This is a genomic window from Dellaglioa sp. L3N, from assembly GCF_054941095.1.
The window spans coordinates 1,684,377-1,703,297 of the sequence record NZ_CM142928.1 but is presented as its reverse complement, the minus strand read 5'-3'; the positions used below and the strand labels follow the sequence as shown (position 1 = coordinate 1,703,297).

General features: G+C 34.3%; 16 protein-coding genes. 9 read left to right on the top strand and 7 right to left on the bottom strand.

Annotation, left to right across the window (positions count from 1 at the left end):
- Window positions 1-58: 58 nt before the first annotated feature.
- Window positions 59-1,480, top strand: coding sequence for an MDR family MFS transporter (locus tag ACVPPR_RS08765; RefSeq protein ID WP_462304182.1), 1,422 nt, complete (start codon window positions 59-61; stop codon window positions 1,478-1,480).
- Window positions 1,481-1,640: 160 nt separating this feature from the next.
- Complete coding sequence (locus ACVPPR_RS08760) at window positions 1,641-2,561, top strand: aldo/keto reductase (protein WP_462304181.1); 921 nt, start codon at window positions 1,641-1,643, stop codon at window positions 2,559-2,561.
- 59 nt (window positions 2,562-2,620) lie between these two features.
- On the opposite strand, the gene ACVPPR_RS08755 is transcribed toward ACVPPR_RS08760, so the two are convergent.
- From ACVPPR_RS08755 to ACVPPR_RS08730, 6 genes are all read right to left on the bottom strand, one after another.
- Complete coding sequence (locus ACVPPR_RS08755) at window positions 2,621-2,875, bottom strand: hypothetical protein (RefSeq protein WP_462298009.1); 255 nt, start codon at window positions 2,873-2,875, stop codon at window positions 2,621-2,623.
- 4 nt (window positions 2,876-2,879) lie between these two features.
- The gene (locus ACVPPR_RS08750; protein WP_462298011.1) at window positions 2,880-4,145 is read right to left on the bottom strand and encodes an oligosaccharide MFS transporter; all 1,266 of its coding nucleotides are present in this window, start codon (window positions 4,143-4,145) and stop codon (window positions 2,880-2,882) included.
- 15 nt (window positions 4,146-4,160) lie between these two features.
- A complete protein-coding gene (locus ACVPPR_RS08745; RefSeq protein ID WP_462304822.1) occupies window positions 4,161-5,120 on the bottom strand; it encodes a glycoside hydrolase family 43 protein in 960 nt (319 codons plus the stop codon).
- 374 nt (window positions 5,121-5,494) lie between these two features.
- On the bottom strand, window positions 5,495-6,463 hold the full coding sequence (locus ACVPPR_RS08740; protein WP_462304180.1) for a glycoside hydrolase family 43 protein: 969 nt from the start codon (window positions 6,461-6,463) through the stop codon (window positions 5,495-5,497).
- Between the two features lie 20 nt (window positions 6,464-6,483).
- Window positions 6,484-7,725 carry an oligosaccharide MFS transporter gene (locus tag ACVPPR_RS08735; protein ID WP_462298013.1) on the bottom strand — a complete coding sequence of 414 codons (1,242 nt, stop codon included), beginning with the start codon at window positions 7,723-7,725 and terminating at the stop codon, window positions 6,484-6,486.
- A gap of 27 nt (window positions 7,726-7,752) precedes the next feature.
- Window positions 7,753-9,204, bottom strand: coding sequence for an alpha-N-arabinofuranosidase (locus tag ACVPPR_RS08730; protein WP_462298015.1), 1,452 nt, complete (start codon window positions 9,202-9,204; stop codon window positions 7,753-7,755).
- A gap of 207 nt (window positions 9,205-9,411) precedes the next feature.
- On the opposite strand from ACVPPR_RS08730, the gene ACVPPR_RS08725 reads away from it, so the two are divergent.
- The 4 genes from ACVPPR_RS08725 (at window position 9,412) to araA (ending at window position 14,544) form a co-directional block, all read left to right on the top strand.
- A complete protein-coding gene (locus ACVPPR_RS08725; RefSeq protein WP_462304179.1) occupies window positions 9,412-10,497 on the top strand; it encodes a substrate-binding domain-containing protein in 1,086 nt (361 codons plus the stop codon).
- 253 nt (window positions 10,498-10,750) lie between these two features.
- Window positions 10,751-12,367, top strand: a complete 1,617-nt coding sequence (locus tag ACVPPR_RS08720) for a xylulokinase (RefSeq protein ID WP_462298019.1) — start codon at window positions 10,751-10,753, stop codon at window positions 12,365-12,367.
- Window positions 12,368-12,371: 4 nt separating this feature from the next.
- The gene (locus ACVPPR_RS08715; protein ID WP_462298021.1) at window positions 12,372-13,073 is read left to right on the top strand and encodes an L-ribulose-5-phosphate 4-epimerase; all 702 of its coding nucleotides are present in this window, start codon (window positions 12,372-12,374) and stop codon (window positions 13,071-13,073) included.
- Window positions 13,074-13,116: 43 nt separating this feature from the next.
- Entirely contained in the window at window positions 13,117-14,544 is a 1,428-nt protein-coding gene (gene araA, locus ACVPPR_RS08710; RefSeq protein ID WP_462298022.1) for an L-arabinose isomerase, read from the top strand.
- A 47-nt stretch (window positions 14,545-14,591) separates the two neighbouring features.
- Here the strand turns inward: araA and ACVPPR_RS08705 are convergent, their stop codons facing one another.
- On the bottom strand, window positions 14,592-15,860 hold the full coding sequence (locus ACVPPR_RS08705) for an ISL3 family transposase (RefSeq protein ID WP_462304178.1): 1,269 nt from the start codon (window positions 15,858-15,860) through the stop codon (window positions 14,592-14,594).
- A 377-nt stretch (window positions 15,861-16,237) separates the two neighbouring features.
- Between ACVPPR_RS08705 and ACVPPR_RS08700 the strand changes: the two genes are divergently transcribed.
- Genes ACVPPR_RS08700 through ACVPPR_RS08690 form a run of 3 tightly spaced genes read left to right on the top strand, consistent with a single transcriptional unit; the run spans window position 16,238 to window position 18,753 of the window.
- Window positions 16,238-17,263 carry a metal ABC transporter substrate-binding protein gene (locus tag ACVPPR_RS08700; protein WP_462298024.1) on the top strand — a complete coding sequence of 342 codons (1,026 nt, stop codon included), beginning with the start codon at window positions 16,238-16,240 and terminating at the stop codon, window positions 17,261-17,263.
- Between the two features lie 9 nt (window positions 17,264-17,272).
- Window positions 17,273-17,965, top strand: coding sequence for a metal ABC transporter ATP-binding protein (locus ACVPPR_RS08695; protein ID WP_462298025.1), 693 nt, complete (start codon window positions 17,273-17,275; stop codon window positions 17,963-17,965).
- On the top strand, window positions 17,926-18,753 hold the full coding sequence (locus tag ACVPPR_RS08690; RefSeq protein WP_462298026.1) for a metal ABC transporter permease: 828 nt from the start codon (window positions 17,926-17,928) through the stop codon (window positions 18,751-18,753). The genes ACVPPR_RS08695 and ACVPPR_RS08690 overlap by 40 nt, the downstream gene beginning before the upstream one ends.
- Window positions 18,754-18,921: the final 168 nt, after the last annotated feature.

Genomic DNA, 18,921 nt, shown 5'->3' with positions numbered 1-18,921 from the left:
CTAGAACGGTGTTAGAGTGATTGCTATAGAACGATGTTCTAGAAAGGAGTTTTAAATTTTGAAAGCAAAAGTAGAAACAAAAGAATTTTCTTTAAAGGCAGTTTTACCAGCAATATTAACAGTTGCTCTGGCGATGTTGTTAGTAATGATGGATACAACAATTATGAATGTGGCAATCCCATCATTACAACACGTTTTTTCAACGCAACTTAGTACAGTACAGTGGTCTGTAACAGGTTATACACTTGCTTTAGCAGCTATTACACCAATAGCTGGATGGTTATCTGATCGATTTGGTGCAAGGCGCGTTATCTTTCTTGCAATCCTTTGGTTCACTATCTTCTCCGTTCTTTGTTCAATGTCAAATTCAATTGAAATGTTGATTGTATTTCGTTGCTTGCAAGGTATGGCAGGTGGTTTAGTTGGACCAATTGGTATGGCAGAATCTTGGAAATTAGTACCAGCCGATAAACGTGGTTCGTTAATGGCATTATTGGGCTTACCAATGGTAATTGCACCAATTGCAGGACCAGTTTTAGCTGGATGGTTATTGAGCTACGCCAGCTGGCATGCAATTTTCTATATTAATTTACCAATTGGTATTGTTGCAGCAATTTGTGTTCTGAGATACTTACCTAAGCGAGCATTGATTAAAGATGAGCGGTTAGATATTTTAGGAGCAATATTATCACCATTAGCCTTTGTGACGTTAATCTACGGCGTTCATCGTTTAGGAGACTATGCTTTAACAGATTGGACAACATCATCGATATTATTAATTGGGATCATTTTATTAATATCGTTTGTCTATGTTGAGCTAAAACAGGAACATCCTTTAATGGCGTTAAGTGCATTTAAGGCAGATCGTTTTAGAAGGGGAATTTTAGTTAGTTGGTTAAATCAAATCGTATTATTTGGGGCAACTTTATTAATTCCACTTTTCCTACAAACAGCTAAAGGATTTTCTCCTTTACATGCCGGTGAAATGATTGCACCACAGGCGTTGGCTTCTTTTGTAGGGATGTTTATAGGTGGGCAATTATTTGATCGTTGGGGAGTTAGGGCTGCTGCTTTACCTGGTATTAGTTTAATGTTTGTCGGGATTATTCGTTTAGCACAACTAACATTACAAACGAATACAACAACATTGTTAATCACGATTGTTATTTTAGGGTTAGGACAAGGAATGACAATGATGCAGATTAGTACTTATAATCTTAGTTCTGCACCAAAGGCTGTTGTTTCGAGACTAACACCTTTAATTAATTCAGCAATGCAAATTATTAATTCCCTAGCAGTTGTTTGGTTAACTAATGTATTGAGTCAAAATTTAGTTAGTGAGACTAAAATAGCGACGGCGGATACAATAAAAAATCATGTAGTATTAGCATACGGACAAACATTTACGATGCTTTTAGGAATATTGGTCCTCAGTTTTATTGTGACGACAACGTTGAATAAAGTTAAAAAAATAAAATAATATTAAAAACACAATACTAATCATTATATTTAATAATTAGTATTGTGTTTTGCTTTATGTAAAATATACTGTAGACGTAATATATTTTACAATGGTTATTGATAGCGCTTTATAAGTGTAACTGATAAAATTGAAGCAACATATGAAAAGGGGCAATAAAATGAAAATGATTAATTTGGGTGGTAGTGATCTTCAAGTTTCATCTGTCGGATTAGGCTGCATGCGCATGCCAGAATTATCGACCAGACAAGCAGCAGAAATGATTCAAACATCAGTTGACCATGGAATTAATTTCTTTGATCACGCCGATATTTATGGTGCAGGGAAAGCTGAAGAAGTTTTTTCAGCAGGATTTGCTGAAACTGGGCTTTCTCGTGAAGATGTTATTCTTCAATCAAAATGTGGAATTGTGCCAGGTGTGGAATATAATTTTACGGCTGAACATATTGAAAAAAGTGTAGATGGCATTTTAAAACGCTTGAATACAGAATACATTGATAGTTTATTGTTACATAGACCTGATACCTTGATGGAACCTGAAGAAATTGCGCGCGTATTTGAAAAATTACAAGTCTCTGGTAAGGTTCGTCACTTTGGGGTTAGTAATTTTTATCCAGGACAAGTTGAATTATTACAACAAGCTTTAGATATGAAGTTGTTGGTAAACCAACTTCAATTTGGCGTTATGCATACTGGGATGATTGATTTGGGAACCAATGTGAATATGGTTAATGATGCTGGAATTAACCGTGATGGTGGTATTTTAGAGTACTCACGTCTCAAAAAAATGACGATTCAAGCATGGTCGCCATTCCAATACGGCTTTTTTGAGGGGACATTCTTGGACAATCCTAAGTTTGCCGAATTGAATGAAGTCTTAAACCGTTTGGCTAAAGAAAAAGGGACAACCAATACTGGAATTGCGACGGCATTTATCTTACGTCATCCAGCTAAAATGCAGGTGATTGCGGGGACAATGAATGCAAGTCGAATCGTTGAAATTGCTGATGCTTCAGAAATTGAATTAACACATCAAGAATGGTATGAGATTTATCGTGCTGCTGGTAATAAATTACCTTAATATGGTAATAAAAAAATAATGGATTAACTATGAGATATCTCGTAGTTAATCCATTATTTTTATTTATGGCTACTGAATGATGAAAGTGCCATTGTTTGTAGTCGTGCAATTGTCATATCGTAATCTGCTAAAACGTCAGGTTTGAAGGCTTCTTCTTCAATATCGTTGAAACGTTCTGCTAAGACTTTTGCAGTTAAGAATAAGGTTAAATTTGCTTTTGCAGTCGCTTCTGGTGTATCACGCAAGCATGATTCTGATTGCATAACTAATTTAGCAAATTCCTCTGGATCAATTTTTAATTTATCAGATTTCATTAGTTTACTCCTTTTGTTTTTTATAGGCAGCTGCTTCTCGTTGAACTGAGATATGATCATTCTTCAGTGAGAATACTGAGAATAATGTGATTGTTAAGACAATTGCGGCAATAATAAAGTAAGAATCTTTGTAGCCTAGTGATGTATACATTGTACCAGCAACAGTAGAAAAAATCATGATTGATAACTGTTTAGCAAAATTAAATGCGAGTAAGTAAATCGTTGCTGATAGACGCATATCGAATGCGCCAGTGATATATTTCATAATTGATACAAGTAATAATGGCATTTCAAATGCTGCAATCAATCTAACTAAAGATAAAATAAGGGCATTTGGTGCAATTGCACTCCCTGAAATTCTAACGAATGTCAAAAGACCAAACAAAAGTAAGCCTTTTTTTGCGCCAATCTTGTTGATTAATGCTGGCATGAAAATCATAACGATAGCTTCAAGACCAGTTTGTAAGGATACTAACCGACTGAACATTGTTGTGCCGTATGAAGCTGAATCGAAAAACGTTTTGTAATAGTTAGGGAATTGTTGATCGAAAACATCATACATACATGCAGAACCAATAATGAAAAGTGATAACATCCAAAAGTTTTTAATTTTGAAGATATTTAAAATGGTTTCTTTTGTTAATGGAACTGAATTTTCTCCGACAACACGGTCTAAATGATTTGTGTTAATTTTGAAAGTAAACATTAAAATAAATAAAATGATAGCTGAAACTGTTCCTAACCAAAAAATACTGTAAGGGTTCATAACGAATATGATACCACCCACTAATGAAGCTGTAGCACCGGCAATTGAGCCGAATAAACGAGCTCGTCCATATTCAAATCCGTTAGCACGACTTGCGCGTTCAATATAAGATTCAATAACACCGACTCCAGCGTAAAAGACAAAACTCAAATAAAAACTGGCTACAATTGCACCGAAAATAACATTAATGTCTAATAAGGGAATGAAGACCCATTGGAAGAAAGGTCCCATGAACATTGCAGCAACAACGATAGTGCCAAATAGATTCTTTTTAAAGACTAATTTATCGGATAAGATACCGAAAAATGGTTGGTAAATTAATGCAACGAATGCCATTGCTGAGAAAACGAAACCTGATTCACTAGTGTTTAAACCAGCTTGTTCTTCTAACCAAATAGGTAAGAAGGTAAGGACGATGGCCCAAACGAAGAAGTAGAAGAAGAATCCTCCTCCAAAGGTCCAGAAATGTTTATTTTCTTTTGGTGATGTTGATGTATTATTCATATTATAATCCTCCGTCTATAAGTAGTTGTATGGGACTGGTTTTCCAAAGAAAGGTTTACCATCTTTAGTCCAAGAAAATTCTTGAACTTTGGTATGACGATTTGGATCGTAAAGTGGGTCGCCTTTAATTTCTGTATAATCACGACAATGGTAAACCAGGATATCTGTTTTGCCATCTTCTGAAACTGTAAATGAATTATGTCCAGGACCAAATTGATTAGTTGATAAGTCACTTTGGAAAATAGGGTCTTTTGATTTTTCCCAATTAGCCATATCAAGGACATCAGCGTCTGAGTCGCATGAAATCATACCCATTGCATAGTTTTCATCTGTTGCACTTGCAGAATAAGTAATGAAGATTTTACCATTTCGTTCAATGACAGCAGGACCTTCATTGACCCAAAAACCAACTGTTTCCCAATCGTATTCAGGTTTTGTTAACATTAATGGCTTTGTTTTTAAAGTCCAAGGATTTTCCATTTCGGAAATATAGAGGTTTGAATTACCTCGAATAGCATTATCTTTTTGAGCCCAAACATAATATAATTTTCCGTTATGTTCGAATGTTGTTGCATCTAAGCAGAAAGTATCTTTGTCAGTAACGACTTGACCTTTTTCTACCCAATCTTCATCGTTCATTGGGCTTTCTGCATCACATTCAATACAGTACATTCTGTGCGTGAATAGGTTATCAACGATATCTTCTGTAGCTGCAGCTGCAAAGTAGATATACCATTTATTGTTAATGAAATGGATTTCCGGTGCCCAAATTAATTTACTCATTTCGCCTTCATCATGTTTAAACCAAATTGTTCTTGGAGCAGCATGGGCCAAACCGGCAATTGTTTTTGCACGGCGAATTTCAATTAAATTGTAAGCTGGTACTGATGCAGTAAAGTAGTAGTAACCATCCGTATGTTTGTAAATGAATGGATCGGCTCTTTGAATAATAAGTGGATTTGTAAATGCTTCCATCGTCATGATAGAGACCTCCTAATTTTTTGGAAACGTTTTCTTAATAAAAGAATAAAACTTATACGGATAAATGTCAATATATTTATTTGTTCGCATAAATTAATGAGCAGGTAGTATTTCGCAAAGAATAATTTTTTTAGATTGTGAAAACGTTAGGATGATACTAAATCATCATGGTAGGTTAATGATGAATAGATATTGAAAGATACATAAAAAAGAGTATATTTATTGAGATTTAAAGGTTTAATTATTGTTAAATGGTTATTTTTAACCTCTTAAGTTCTGTTTGACTAATTATAGAATATGTTTCATAACAAAAATACGTTATTGATGGATAGAAGATTCTATCATCAACAACGTATTTTTTAGAGTATTTAATTTTGAACAAATTTAGTGGGTTTTCCAAATACAGGATACCCTCGATTATCAAAACTTATTTCTTGAACCATTGTATGTCTATTTGGATCATATAACGGATCACCTTTAATATCAGTATAGTTTCTAATGTGATAGACCATTAAATCATGTTTATTATCTTCTGAAATGGTAAATGAATTATGACCTGGTCCAAATAAACCATTAGCAATGTCTGATTCAAATACTGGTTCTTTTTGCTTAACCCAAGAATCTGCATTCAAAATATCGTCAGAATCATTCGCAACGAGCATACCCATACAGTAGTTTTCATCTGTAGCACTTCCAGAGTAAGTCATAAATAATTTACCATTTTTGTGCAATACTGCTGGTCCTTCATTAACTGAAAATACACGTGTTTCCCAGTCATATTCTGGTTTTGATAGCATAATTGGCGTACCTTTAATAGTCCAGGGATTTAACATTTCAGCAATATACAAATTAGAATTTCCCTTAATATCAAAATCTTTTTGAGCCCAAACATAATATAATTTATTTTGAAGTTCAAAAACTGTGGCGTCTAAGGAAAAAGAGTCCAGAGGTGTTTCAATTTGACCTTTTTCGGTCCAGTCATCTTCAGAAATCATGGGGTCCGATGCGTCACATTCAATACAAAACATTCTGTGTTGAAACATACCGTTTTTATCGAATTCCGTAGTATGAGAGGCTGCATAGTAGATGTACCATTTATTATTTATAAAGTGAATTTCGGGCGCCCAAATAAGTTCACTTTGTTTTCCAGATCCAGTAGGGTGTTTTCGCCATACTGTTCGTGGCATTGCATTTTGTAAACCTTCAATTGTTTTAGAACGACGTAATTCAATTAAATCATAAGCTGGTACAGAGGCACTAAAATAGTAATAGCCATCTGTATGTTTATATATATATGGATCGGCTCTTTGCAATATTAATGGGGTACTATAAGTCATTGTATTTTCTCCTTTAGAATTTAAAGTTTTTTAATTTCATATCCTGGTTTTCTAGTATTTTCTAATATAAAGAAAGTAAGTATAGTTATAATCAGCACTAAAGCTGCGAACCAAATATAAGTGTGCTTGAATCCAATAGTATCGTATGAACTTCCAGCTATCATAGAAAAAATAGCTAAAGATGCTTGTTTAGCAAAGTTAAATGCTAAAGCATAAACTGTTGCATAAACTTTACCGTCAAATGCTTCATTGATATATTCCATGACACTAATCAAAAGTAAAGGCATTTCTAATCCAGATAGCAAGATTAATCCAGCTAATTCATACCAATTTGTTGCCATTGATGATCCGAAAATTCGGATGATAGTAATTGCAGCAAATAAAATTAATCCGTTTTTTGGACCTATTTTTTTAATAATGAAAGGCATTGGGATCATTAAAACTAGTTCAATTCCGGTAGCAATAGAACTCATATTTGCTAACATAACGATTGCATCGGCATTTGATTTGAAAAATGTTTCAAAATAAAAAATGAATTGTTGGTTAAATACATCATAAATTGCAGCAGCCCCAACAAAGAAAATTGAGAGCATCCAGAAATTTACAGATTTCAAAATAGCAAAAACATCTGCCTTACTAATTTTGTCTTTTGGTGTGGTAGCAGCATCTGAATTGTCGGTATCTATATTAACTTTAGTTGAAAAAATATATAACAGCGTTAAAATAAGCGCAATTACAGATTCTGCCCAGAAAACTGAATATGGATTCCAAACAAACATTCTTGATCCAACAAGTGCTGCAACAACTCCAGCTAGAGAGCCTCCTAGACGAGAGTGACCATATTCAAAATGATTAGCAATTGATGCACGTTCGATATATTGTTCAATAACAGCTACACCTGCAGATAAAACAAAAGCAAAAAGCGTTGCAGCGATTATAGTTCCCAATAAAACTGATTGATGTAATAGTGGTAAAAATAGCCATTGTATAAATGGACCAATAAATATACCAACAGAAGAAATAGCTATTAATAGTGTCTTTTTGAATTGTAATTTATCGGAAATTATTCCAAATACTGGTTGAAATGCTAATGAAATAGCTGACATCCAAGTAAATACTAATCCTATTTCAACACCATTCAGATGGGCAACTTGCCCTAACCACATAGTTAAATTACCATTTAATGCCCATATTAAGAAAAATGAAAAATGAGCTCCCGCAAATCCCCAAAAATGTTTTGATTCTTTTTTTACTGTATTCATAATTAATATTCTCCTTAATTTATTAGCTTATTTAAAAGGAACTTTAATAGTCACAATAGACATTTTTGGTAAGGGAATAGATAATGTATTATTTTTTAAAGAATAATCTTTATATTCTGATAATTGGATTGAATCTGGATTATCAAATGTATTATGAGCATTCATTTTATTAGAATGTAACCAATTTGAGAAACTAATGTCACCTAGTACGCCTGCCAACTCTATATCTACTTCATGATCTTCGCCAGCACTCATGTTAGTAGCAGAGATAATATATTCATTATCCTTTTGTGAGATAGTGTAAGTAATATCATCACCAAGATCATGGTATGATTCGATTAATTCAGCATCTTGATGGTGCTTGTATAAATCGAATGCATAGTAAGTAGGTGTGAGAATCATTTGATCATTTTTTGTCAAAACCATTGCTTGTAAAACATTAACCATTTGAGCGATATTTGCCATTTTTACTCTATCTGCATGTTTATAAAAAATATTCATTGTTAATGCAACAACAATAGCATCTAACATGGTATTTTGTTGATAGAGATGTCCAGGAACGGATCCTTCTTCTGCTTCAAACCAATTTCCCCATTCATCAACAACCAATTCAACACGTTTATTTGGATCATATCTATCCATGATTCTTGAATGTTGTGTAATAAGATAATCCATCCGTCGTGCATTGTATAATAATGAATTCCATTCTTTTTCTTCGAAATTAACAGCATCACCCTTATCTTCCCAAACAATACCTGTTGTAGCATAAAAGTGAAGACTTAGAGCATCCATAAATGGAGCTGATTCTTTCATAACAACATCTGTCCAATGGAAATCATCTACATTGGGTCCACATGCAACTTTCTTAAATGGTTCTTTTTGATTGTCTCGAACAAACGTTTGAAATTGTTTGTATAAATCAGAGTAATATTCAGGACGCATATTACCACCACAACCCCAATTTTCATTACCAATACCCAGATATTTCAATGACCAAGGTTCTGGGTGACCATTTTTAGCTCTTAAGTTTGAGAATGATGAGCCCTCATTTGCTGTCATATATTCAATCCAATCGGCCATATTTTTAATCGTACCAGAGCCAACGTTAGCATTAATATATGGATCACAACCAATTTGTTCGCATAATTCCATAAATTCATGCGTTCCAAATGAATTATCTTCAGTAGTACCACCCCACCAGTTATTAACAATTAATCGACGTTTTTTAGAATCCCCAACACCGTCTTTCCAATCATATTCGTCAGCGAATAATCCACCTGGCCAACGTAAAATGGGAACTTGAATATTTTTTAATGCATCAACAACATCTTTTCTAATACCATTTCTGTTAGGAATGGAACTATCTTTTCCAACCCATAATCCTTCGTAAATCCCTCGGCCTAAATGTTCGGAAAACTGGCCTTGAACATTTTTGTTTAATATAATCCCTGTAGATGTGTTAGAAACTTTTAAATGCATAATAATATCTCCTCCTGATATTTTTTTGTAAACGTTTTCACAAATAAAATATAAAACTTATACGGACGAATGTCAACAACTTTATTTATTCGTATAAATAAATGCTTTTAAGACTTAATTTTTATTAAATCATGAAAAAGAGTTAGTATATTGTCGGTGTTGCGCTAATTGATATGGTAAGATAATTATAAATGGGTGGTGAAAGATATGGAAAACAAGTATGAGCATGTTTATCGTGAAATTAAAGATAAAATTATAGCGGGTGAATATGATATTAATGATAAACTGATGACGGAATCAGAATTGATGTCTGTGTATTCAGTTAGTCGATATACAGTGAGAAAAGCAATTGGAGACTTAGAAAATGCGGGATACGTCTATCGAATTCAAGGTGGCGGTATCTTTGTTAATGATTGGCATACGGGGAAAAAAGCGACACAAAATAATAAAATGATTGGGGTTGTGACAACCCATATTGCAGACTATATTTTTCCAAGTATTATCACAGGCATTGATCGTGTTATTTCTGAAGAGGGGTACACAATTATTTTGAGTAACACTTTAGATACTCCGGATAAAGAGAGAACAAGTCTCTTGAAAATGTTAGAAATGGATTTGTCGGGGTTGATTATTGAGCCAACTCAGAGTGCGCTTATTAATAAAAATAAAGATTTATATGAAAAAATATTAGAACTTAAAATACCAACCTTATTTATTAATGCACATTATGATGATATTGATATTCCGTATCTGGAATTAAATGATTTTAAGGGTAGTCAAATGGGAACTGAATATTTAATAGAGAATGGGCATGAAAAGATACTAGGCGTTTTTAAAGTCGATGATAAACAAGGATTATTACGAATGAACGGATTTGTTCAGGCTTACATGGGGCATGCTGCAATCTCATATCAAAGTGAGATATTGATGTATCAATCGACAGACCCTTTACAAAATATTTATCAAAAAATCGAAAAAATACTACACCGTTCCGATAGGCCAACGGCAATTATTTGTTACAATGATCAGTTGGCTATTAAATTGATGGATATTGTGAAATCAATGAATATGAAAATTCCAGAGGATGTTTCTATTATTGGATTTGATGATTATCAATTATCAAAATACATGTCACCAAAATTGACAACAATTAGGCACCCAAAAGAAAAGATGGGCCGTCAAGTGGCTATGATGCTGCTGAAAATGATTAAAAATAAAAATACAAAAGTTGAGCCGGTTGTCTACGACGCTAAGCTGATTAGCCGAGAAAGTGTTCAAAAACGAAATCAATAAGTTGCCTGATAATTAGGTGACTTATTTTTTATATTTTATTTATTCATCCGAATGAATAAATAAAAAGTTGATTTATTCGGATGAATATGAGAAAATAGTTTTGTTGATAATGTAAGCGGTTTAAGAAATGTTTTTTCTTAAACGAATCTAACCTACATTAGTACGCTATTAAAATACCGAATTACAAGGTATTCATTAAAGAAAAAAAGACATATAAAATATAAGTAACATATAAGTTAGGAGAGTAATTGACATGGATTTAGTAAAAACAATTCAAGCAATTAAAAAAGGTCAAGTATCACTTGGAATTGAATTAGGATCAACACGGATAAAAGCGGTTTTAGTGACGGATGACTTCAAGACAATTGCGACAGGGAGTTTCAACTGGGAAAACCAATTAGAGGATGGTCTTTGGACTTATTCGCTTGAACAAGTTTGGCTTGGGATTCAAACAAGTTACAGACAAATGGCAGCAAATGTTCAAAGTAAATATCATGAACCATTAACAAAAATTGATTCAATTGGCGTTAGTGCCATGATGCATGGATACCTTGTTTTTTCAGAAAAGGATGATTTATTAGTGCCATTTAGAACATGGCGCAATAATAATACAGAACAATCAGCTGATGAATTAACAGAATTGTTGAATTTTAATATTCCTCAACGCTGGAGTATTGCGCATTTATATCAAGCTATTTTAAATGATGAAGCTCATGTAAATGATATTTCTCATCTAGAAACGTTATCAAGTTATGTTCATTACAAGTTATCTGGTAAAAAAGTCATTGGAATTGGGGATGCCTCAGGTATTTTCCCAATTGATGAAAAAACAGGAACTTATGATGCTGATATGCTAAATAAATTCAGTGAAATTAAAAAAGTTGCTGGGTATGACTGGAATGTTAAAGACATCTTACCCACTGTTTTAAGAGCTGGCGAGAATGCCGGATCATTAACAGACGAAGGGGCTAAATTACTTGATGCTAGTGGTAAACTTGAAAGTGGTAGCTTGATGGCACCACCTGAAGGAGACGCTGGCACAGGAATGGTTGGGACAAACAGTGTTCGTAAAAGAACAGGTAATATCTCAGTAGGGACATCTGCTTTTTCTATGACTGTTTTAGATCAACCAATGAAAAAAGTTTACAAGGACATCGATATTGTGACAACACCAAGTGGTGCACCAGTTGCAATGGTTCATGTGAATAATAGCTCGTCAGATATTAACGCTTGGGCTTCTATCTTTGGCGAATTTGCAGCGAAGTTAGGTGTTCAGTTAACGCCTGATCAGTTGTATGAACGCTTATTCTTAGAATCAACTCATGCTGATGCTGATGCGGGTGGCTTGATTAATTACAGTTATTTATCAGGTGAAAACATCACGCATATGTCTGAAGGTCGTCCATTGTTTGTAAGAACACCTAATAGTAACTTTACGTTACCTAACTTTATTCAAACACAATTATATGCGGCATTTGCGCCACTAAAAATTGGAATGGATATTTTAAGCCAAGAAGAACATATCCAAACCGACGTTATGATTGCTCAAGGTGGTATTTTGAAAACAGCTGTTATTGGTCAACAAGTACTAGCCAATACGCTGAACATTCCAATTACTGTTATGAGTACAGCCGGTGAAGGTGGCCCTTGGGGAATGGCAGTCTTAGCAATTTTTGCTAAGAGAAATAATAATGGTCAAAGCTTAGAAGACTTTTTAGATCAAGAAGTTTTCGTAGATCCAGAAAGCATGACATTAAGCCCAGAACCCAAAGGTGTTGAAGGCTACAACAAATTTATATCTAGGTATGAAGCTGGCTTGTCAGTTGAGTCAGAAGCAATAAAAACAATTAAGGAAGAAAAGAGGAACTAGTATTATGTTAGAAAAGTTAAAACAAGAAGTGTACGATGCTAACATGCTGTTACCTAAGTACAACTTAATTACCTTTACATGGGGTAACGTGAGTGGAATTGATCGTGAAAAAGGGTTATTCGTTATTAAACCATCTGGTGTTGATTATGATGATTTAAAACCAGAAGACATGGTCGTTGTTGATTTAGAAGGTAAAAAAATTGAAGGAGATATGAATCCTTCAAGCGATACGGAAACACATCGTATTCTATACAACAATTTCCCTAATATTAAAGGTGTTGTTCATACACATTCACCTTGGGCTGTTTCATTTGCACAAGCAGGGTTGGATATTCCAGCTGCTGGCACAACGCATGCTGATACATTCTACGGCTCAGTTCCAGCAAGTCGTATTATGAACGAAGCTGAAGTTGTTACAGAATATGAAAAACAAACGGGTGATGTGATTGTTGAAACATTTAAAAAACGTCATCTTGATCCTGACCAAATTCCAGCTGTCTTAGTTAATGATCATGGTCCATTTACATGGGGATCATCAGCTTTAGACGCTGTTCATAATGCAGTTGTTTTGGAAGAAGTTGCAAAAATGACTTATCATACATTGCAATTAAATCCACATGCAATTGACATGCCTCAATACTTATTGGATAAACATTTCTTAAGAAAACATGGTAAAAATGCTTATTACGGTCAAATTAAACACTAGAACGTGGTCTTTAAAATAGAAAACTATTAGGAGAAATTATATTATGTTAAAAGTTAGCGAAAAAGAATTCTGGTTCGTTGTTGGTAGTCAAGGTTTATACGGTCAAGATGTTTTAGATGTTGTCCAAAGTGATGCAGAAAAAATTATCGAGAACTTAAATGCTAATGGATCACTTCCATACAAAATTGTTTTTAAAGAAGTCGCTACAACTGCTGAAGTCATTACTCAAATTATGAAAGAAGCTAACTTTGAAGATAAAGTTGCTGGTGTGATTACTTGGATGCATACGTTCTCTCCAGCTAAAAACTGGATTCGCGGAACAAAATTATTACAAAAACCATTACTACATTTAGCAACACAATTTGGTGAAAATATTCCTTGGTCAACAATTGATATGAATTACATGAATACAAACCAAAGTGCTCATGGAGACCGTGAATACGGCTTTATCAATGCACGTCTTCAAAAACACAATAAAGTGGTTGTTGGTTACTGGAAAGATGCAGAAGTTCAATCACAAATTGCTGACTGGATGGACGTTGCTGTTGCTTATGGCGAAAGCTTTAACATTAAAGTTGCTCGTTTTGGTGATAACATGCGTAATGTTGCCGTTACAGATGGTGATAAAGTTGAAGCACAAATCAAATTTGGCTGGACTGTTGATTACTTTGGTATTGGTGATTTAGTTGCTGAAATGAAAGAAGTAACAGACGCTGAAATTAACGCAACATACAAAGAATGTGAAGGCATGTACGATATGGTTGTTGGTGACAATGATCCTGCTTTCTACGAAGAACATGTTAAAGAACAAATTAAAATTGAAATTGCCTTACGTCGTTTCTTAGAACGTGGCGGCTACACAGCATTCACATCTAACTTCGAAGATCTTTGGGGTATGAAACAATTACCAGGTATGGCTGTTCAACGTTTGAACGCTGAAGGTTATGGTTTTGCTGGTGAAGGTGATTGGAAGACGGCTGCAATTGATCGTTTGATGAAAGTTCTTTCACATAATAAAGTAACTGGATTTATGGAAGATTACACATACGATTTACGTGCAGGCCATGAAGTTACTCTTGGTTCACATATGTTAGAAGTTGATCCTACATTAGCTTCAACAAAACCACGTGTGGAAGTACATCCATTAGATATTGGTGACCGTGAAGATCCAGCTCGTTTGATCTTTGATGGTTCAAATGGTAAAGGTGTTGTTGTTTCAATGTCTGATTTTGGTACTGAATACAAGCTATTAATTAACGCTGTTGAAGGTCAAAAACCAGAAGTTGAAGCACCTAACTTGCCAGTAGCTCGTCAACTATGGATTCCAGAACCAACCTTTAAAGAAGGCGTTCACTCATGGATTGAAAATGGTGGTGGTCATCATACTGTTATTTCAATGAACGTGAAGGAACAACAAGTTGTTGATCTTGCTAAAATGTTTGACGTAGCATACGTTGAAATTAAAAAATAAGGTTCTTCGTCAACTGTTGTTGGTGGATAATATTATGAAGGTTCTAATCACTTAGTGATTAGGCCTTTTTTTGTATGAATCTTAAGGGTATAAAATATTCTGATGCGAAATCTATAAAAGTTTCTAAAACTAAAACTAACGCGTTTAATGACCTTTATTTTATTATTTGTGCCTTCTAAAGGACCGTTAGAATAATGATGATTAAAGGTATTTTTAATTTCAAAATGGTGAAGAAACAACGTTTCAATACTTTTAGTCATTTCTTCGGAACAACCTTCGGTGTTTTTAATTGCTGAATCATAGGACTTCCAATCTTTTAGGTGAAGGGCTGATCTAATTTGGTTCATGAGTTCATATGCCTTTTTCAATTCTGGATTTAAACTTAGTAAATGGTCAATGATATCAATTTCTGTTGTTAAGTATGGAAAGTAGGTCCATTTTTTAAAATTCTTGTAATCCAGATTTTCAGCCGGTTTTAATAGGAGCTTCCAGTAACGTTTTAGGGCCTTATAGTCTTGTGATGATGTTGGCAGTTCTTTCATAAGTTTGATTCTAGTTTTGGTGAATCCACGATTCACTGAATTGATAATATGAAATTTATCGATAATAACAATCGCATTAGGAAAGATTTCTTTGGCTAGTTTAGGATAGGTATAATTCATATCAGTCACAATAATCTTCACGTTTTTTCTAGCTGTAGCTGAATAACGATAAAAATAGCGTTGTATTTGGTAGAGTCGTCGACAAGATAAAAAATCGATTAATTCATGATTACTAGCATCCATAAATTCAAAACTCATGGCATCTGTAGCAGATTTAGTACTCTTGACTTCGTCAAGGAGTAGAACATTGGGTAAAAATTTATAATTAGGTTTAAAATCCCGTTCAGAGGCCATGAGAATACGACCTACAAAGGAATCAGAAGTCGAAATTTCATCAGCAATGTGAGTTAAAGAAACGGGTTCTGTCAATTTAGTTAAACAGAGTTTTCTAGAAGTATTGGAAATCGTACAGTTCTTAGGGACTGCACTAGTTTGAGCTAAAAAGTATGATTGACACTCGTTACATTTAAAATATCTGCGTTTGAGAGACAAAATAATATTTTTTCCTAATACCTTAGGATAACGAATGGTTGTTTGACGCCAACCATACTTAATTATCTGACCTTCGTGCTTAATACCGCAGTTGGGACAAGCCTTCGGCTGGTAATCGAGAATACCGTTAAACCTGGTGACACCATCATTAGATGTCTCATAATCAATAATCATTAGATTATTGTCTTCTATTCCAAGCCAAAATTTAGTATGATTAGACATGCGGAGATTCCTTCTTTCTTATTAATTCATCTGTGGTGGTTGAACGATAATGGATTTGGATAAACCGTACCCAAAAGTCTTATGGCTTTTGGGTCTTTTTTTGTCATTATACAAAAAAACTGTTATTAGTAATAGAATTAATTTCTATTACCAACAACAGATATTGTAGACCCAAAAATAATTAGTTTTTAAAAGGGTATCGCTGATAAAGTGGTACTTTTTTTTTTTGTTAATTAACAGACGTTGTAAACGGTTACTATTCTATTGTTTCAGTATTCACAAAAATTTAACGAACGAACTTAACCTGTCAAACCTTAGTTAACCGATAGTTAAGGCAGATTAAAAGTTGACGTCACCTCGTCTAAAATGATATTCTAATGCTTGTTGGTAATGGTATTGATTACTATTTAGATTACGATTTGAAAAATGAGGGAGAAATCATGAATAAAAAATCGGTTTTAGCGGGCTTATTGCTCATGCTATTAGTCGTTGTATTGGCCGGGTGTGGGCAAACAGCAACTAAAAAAGAGTCTAGTAAGCTACAGGTTATTACGACATTTTACCCCATATATGAATTTACTAAAGCAGTTGCTGGTGATAAAGCAGACGTTACAATGTTGATGCCTGCTGGCACAGAGCCACATGATTATGAACCTAGCGCGAAGGATATCGGCAAAATTTCAAAGTCAGATGTTTTTATTTATAGCAGTAATAACATGGAAACGTGGGTCAAGAGTTTGAAATCAAGTATTGATGAAAAACAGACTAACGTTTTAAATGCCAGTCATTCAATTAAGATGATTGATGAGAATACCGAACTAAAAAGTGAAGATGCTGAATTAGCTAATAAAGAAGAGGCTAGCTCATTTGAATCAACTAGTAACTATGATCCCCATATTTGGCTGGATCCTGTGAACGCTAAAGAAATGGTTAGAAATATTTCAAAAGAGTTGATTGAACAAGACCCTAAGCATAAAAGCTACTATACAAAACGAACAAATAGTTATTTGAAAAAATTAACAGTGTTGAATCATGAATATGAAACAACATTAAAAAAGGCTAAGAATAAAACGTTTGTTACCCAACATGCAGCATTTGCTTATTTAGCAAAACAATATGGGCTGACGCAGGTCGCAATTGCCGGGATTTCGTCTGATGAAGAACCTAGCCCAAGCCGTTTAGCGGAATTACAAACGTATATTAAAAAGTATAAGGTTGATACAATCTTTACTGAAGCCAATGACTCAAGTAAAATTGCGAATATGTTGGCGAAAGAGACTGATATTAAGGTCAAAGGGTTAAATCCAATTGAGGGGCTATCAAAAGCTCAAATTGCAAGTGGAGAAACTTACCTTTCAGTCATGCAAGACAATTTAAAATCGTTAAAAACGGTTGTTAAATAAGGAGAACAGATGAAATATATTGAAGTCAAAGACCTTACTTTCTATTATGATGAAGAACCCGTGTTACAAGATATCAACTTCCACATTGATTCAGGCGAATTTGTTATTTTAACTGGTGAAAATGGTGCAGCAAAATCAACCTTAATCAGAAATGTCCTTGGGTTATTACATCCTGCAAAAGGAACTGCTGAAATTTCTAAAACTAATTTAGAAGATAAAAAAATGCGCGTTGGTTATATTCCACAGGAAATATCATCTTTTAATGCGGGCTTTCCATCAACCGTCTATGAATTGGTCTCATCGGGTCGTTATCAACAGAATCGCTGGTTAAAACGGCTAACTAAAAATGATCGTAAGCATATCAAAAAAGCACTTGAAACGGTCAATATGTGGAACTTCAGAAACCATAAAATTGGTGAATTATCTGGTGGTCAAAAACAACGTGTTTGTTTAGCTCGTATCTTTGCGGCAGATCCTGATTTATTCATTTTAGATGAGCCGACGACAGGGATGGATGAACAATCTCGTCATGATTTCTATGAATTATTACAACACGAAGCACATACGCATCATAAAGGTATTTTGATGATTACGCATGATCATGAAGATGTTTCAGACTATATTGATCGCCACATTAAGTTGGTTAGAAAGGAGGACTCACAATGGAGATGTTTCTCTATGGATTCATGCAGCGAGCTTTAATTGCTTCATTATTGATGGCAGTTATCACGCCGTTACTCGGTTTATTCTTAGTTTTAAGAAGACAGTCGCTTTTAGCAGATACGCTGTCACATGTTTCATTGGCTGGGGTTGCATTGGGATTGTTTGTTAATATTAATCCGACAGTGACGACCTTAGTTGTTGTACTGATTGCGTCGGTCTTAATTGAATTTTTGAGTAACCTATATCGGACCTATTCAGAAGTTTCAATCGCCATTATGATGTCCGCTGGATTATCAATTGCGTTAGTTTTGATGAGCTTAAATCAAGGTGCAAGTTCAATGAGCGTGCAACAATATTTATTCGGATCAATTGTCACAATTAGTTCGGCACAAGTCATTATTTTAGCTGTTTTAACGGTTTTAATTTTAGTTCTTTTCTTACTATTCAAAAAACCAATGTACGTGCTAACATTTGATGAAGAAACAGCTTTTGCTGAAGGGTTACCCGTTAGATTGATGTCAATCATTTTTAACGCGGTTACAGGGGTCACAATTGCGATTATGATGCCAATTGCGGGGGCATTACTGGTTTCCGCAATCATGATTTTACCAGCCGCAATTGCGATGCGTTTGGGTCGTAGTTTTAACCTAGTTATTTTAATTGGTGTGATCGTCGGTATTATTGGGATGGTGGGCGGCTTGATGTCCTCATACCAATTCAATACACCGCCTGGAGCAACAATTACGCTATTGTTTATTGCCATTTTTATTATTTGTAGTTTTGTTAAATTAATCTCGGTTAAATTACGAGTTGATAAACAAAAATAAAACCGAATATTAACAATCAACAAGCTAGTTTAAGAAATAGCTTGTTTTTTTATTAAAAAACCATTAAAAGACGAACTTTGATAAACTTTTTTTGGCTTTTTACTGTTAATCTTCGGGAAAACAGGTTATAATTGAAAACACGCTTGAATACTAGAAATGTTTAAAAAA

Coding starts and splice junctions, on each gene's coding strand:
- araA (WP_462298022.1), top strand. CDS start 13,117: ATGTTAAAAGTTAGCGAAAAAGAATTCTGGTTCGTTGTTGGTAGTCAA.
- ACVPPR_RS08730 (WP_462298015.1), bottom strand. CDS start 9,204: ATGCATTTAAAAGTTTCTAACACATCTACAGGGATTATATTAAACAAA.
- ACVPPR_RS08760 (WP_462304181.1), top strand. CDS start 1,641: ATGAAAATGATTAATTTGGGTGGTAGTGATCTTCAAGTTTCATCTGTC.
- ACVPPR_RS08690 (WP_462298026.1), top strand. CDS start 17,926: ATGGAGATGTTTCTCTATGGATTCATGCAGCGAGCTTTAATTGCTTCA.
- ACVPPR_RS08695 (WP_462298025.1), top strand. CDS start 17,273: ATGAAATATATTGAAGTCAAAGACCTTACTTTCTATTATGATGAAGAA.
- ACVPPR_RS08700 (WP_462298024.1), top strand. CDS start 16,238: ATGCTTGTTGGTAATGGTATTGATTACTATTTAGATTACGATTTGAAA.
- ACVPPR_RS08755 (WP_462298009.1), bottom strand. CDS start 2,875: ATGAAATCTGATAAATTAAAAATTGATCCAGAGGAATTTGCTAAATTA.
- ACVPPR_RS08715 (WP_462298021.1), top strand. CDS start 12,372: ATGTTAGAAAAGTTAAAACAAGAAGTGTACGATGCTAACATGCTGTTA.
- ACVPPR_RS08705 (WP_462304178.1), bottom strand. CDS start 15,860: ATGTCTAATCATACTAAATTTTGGCTTGGAATAGAAGACAATAATCTA.
- ACVPPR_RS08720 (WP_462298019.1), top strand. CDS start 10,751: ATGGATTTAGTAAAAACAATTCAAGCAATTAAAAAAGGTCAAGTATCA.
- ACVPPR_RS08745 (WP_462304822.1), bottom strand. CDS start 5,120: ATGGAAGCATTTACAAATCCACTTATTATTCAAAGAGCCGATCCATTC.
- ACVPPR_RS08750 (WP_462298011.1), bottom strand. CDS start 4,145: ATGAATAATACATCAACATCACCAAAAGAAAATAAACATTTCTGGACC.
- ACVPPR_RS08725 (WP_462304179.1), top strand. CDS start 9,412: ATGGAAAACAAGTATGAGCATGTTTATCGTGAAATTAAAGATAAAATT.
- ACVPPR_RS08740 (WP_462304180.1), bottom strand. CDS start 6,463: ATGACTTATAGTACCCCATTAATATTGCAAAGAGCCGATCCATATATA.
- ACVPPR_RS08735 (WP_462298013.1), bottom strand. CDS start 7,725: ATGAATACAGTAAAAAAAGAATCAAAACATTTTTGGGGATTTGCGGGA.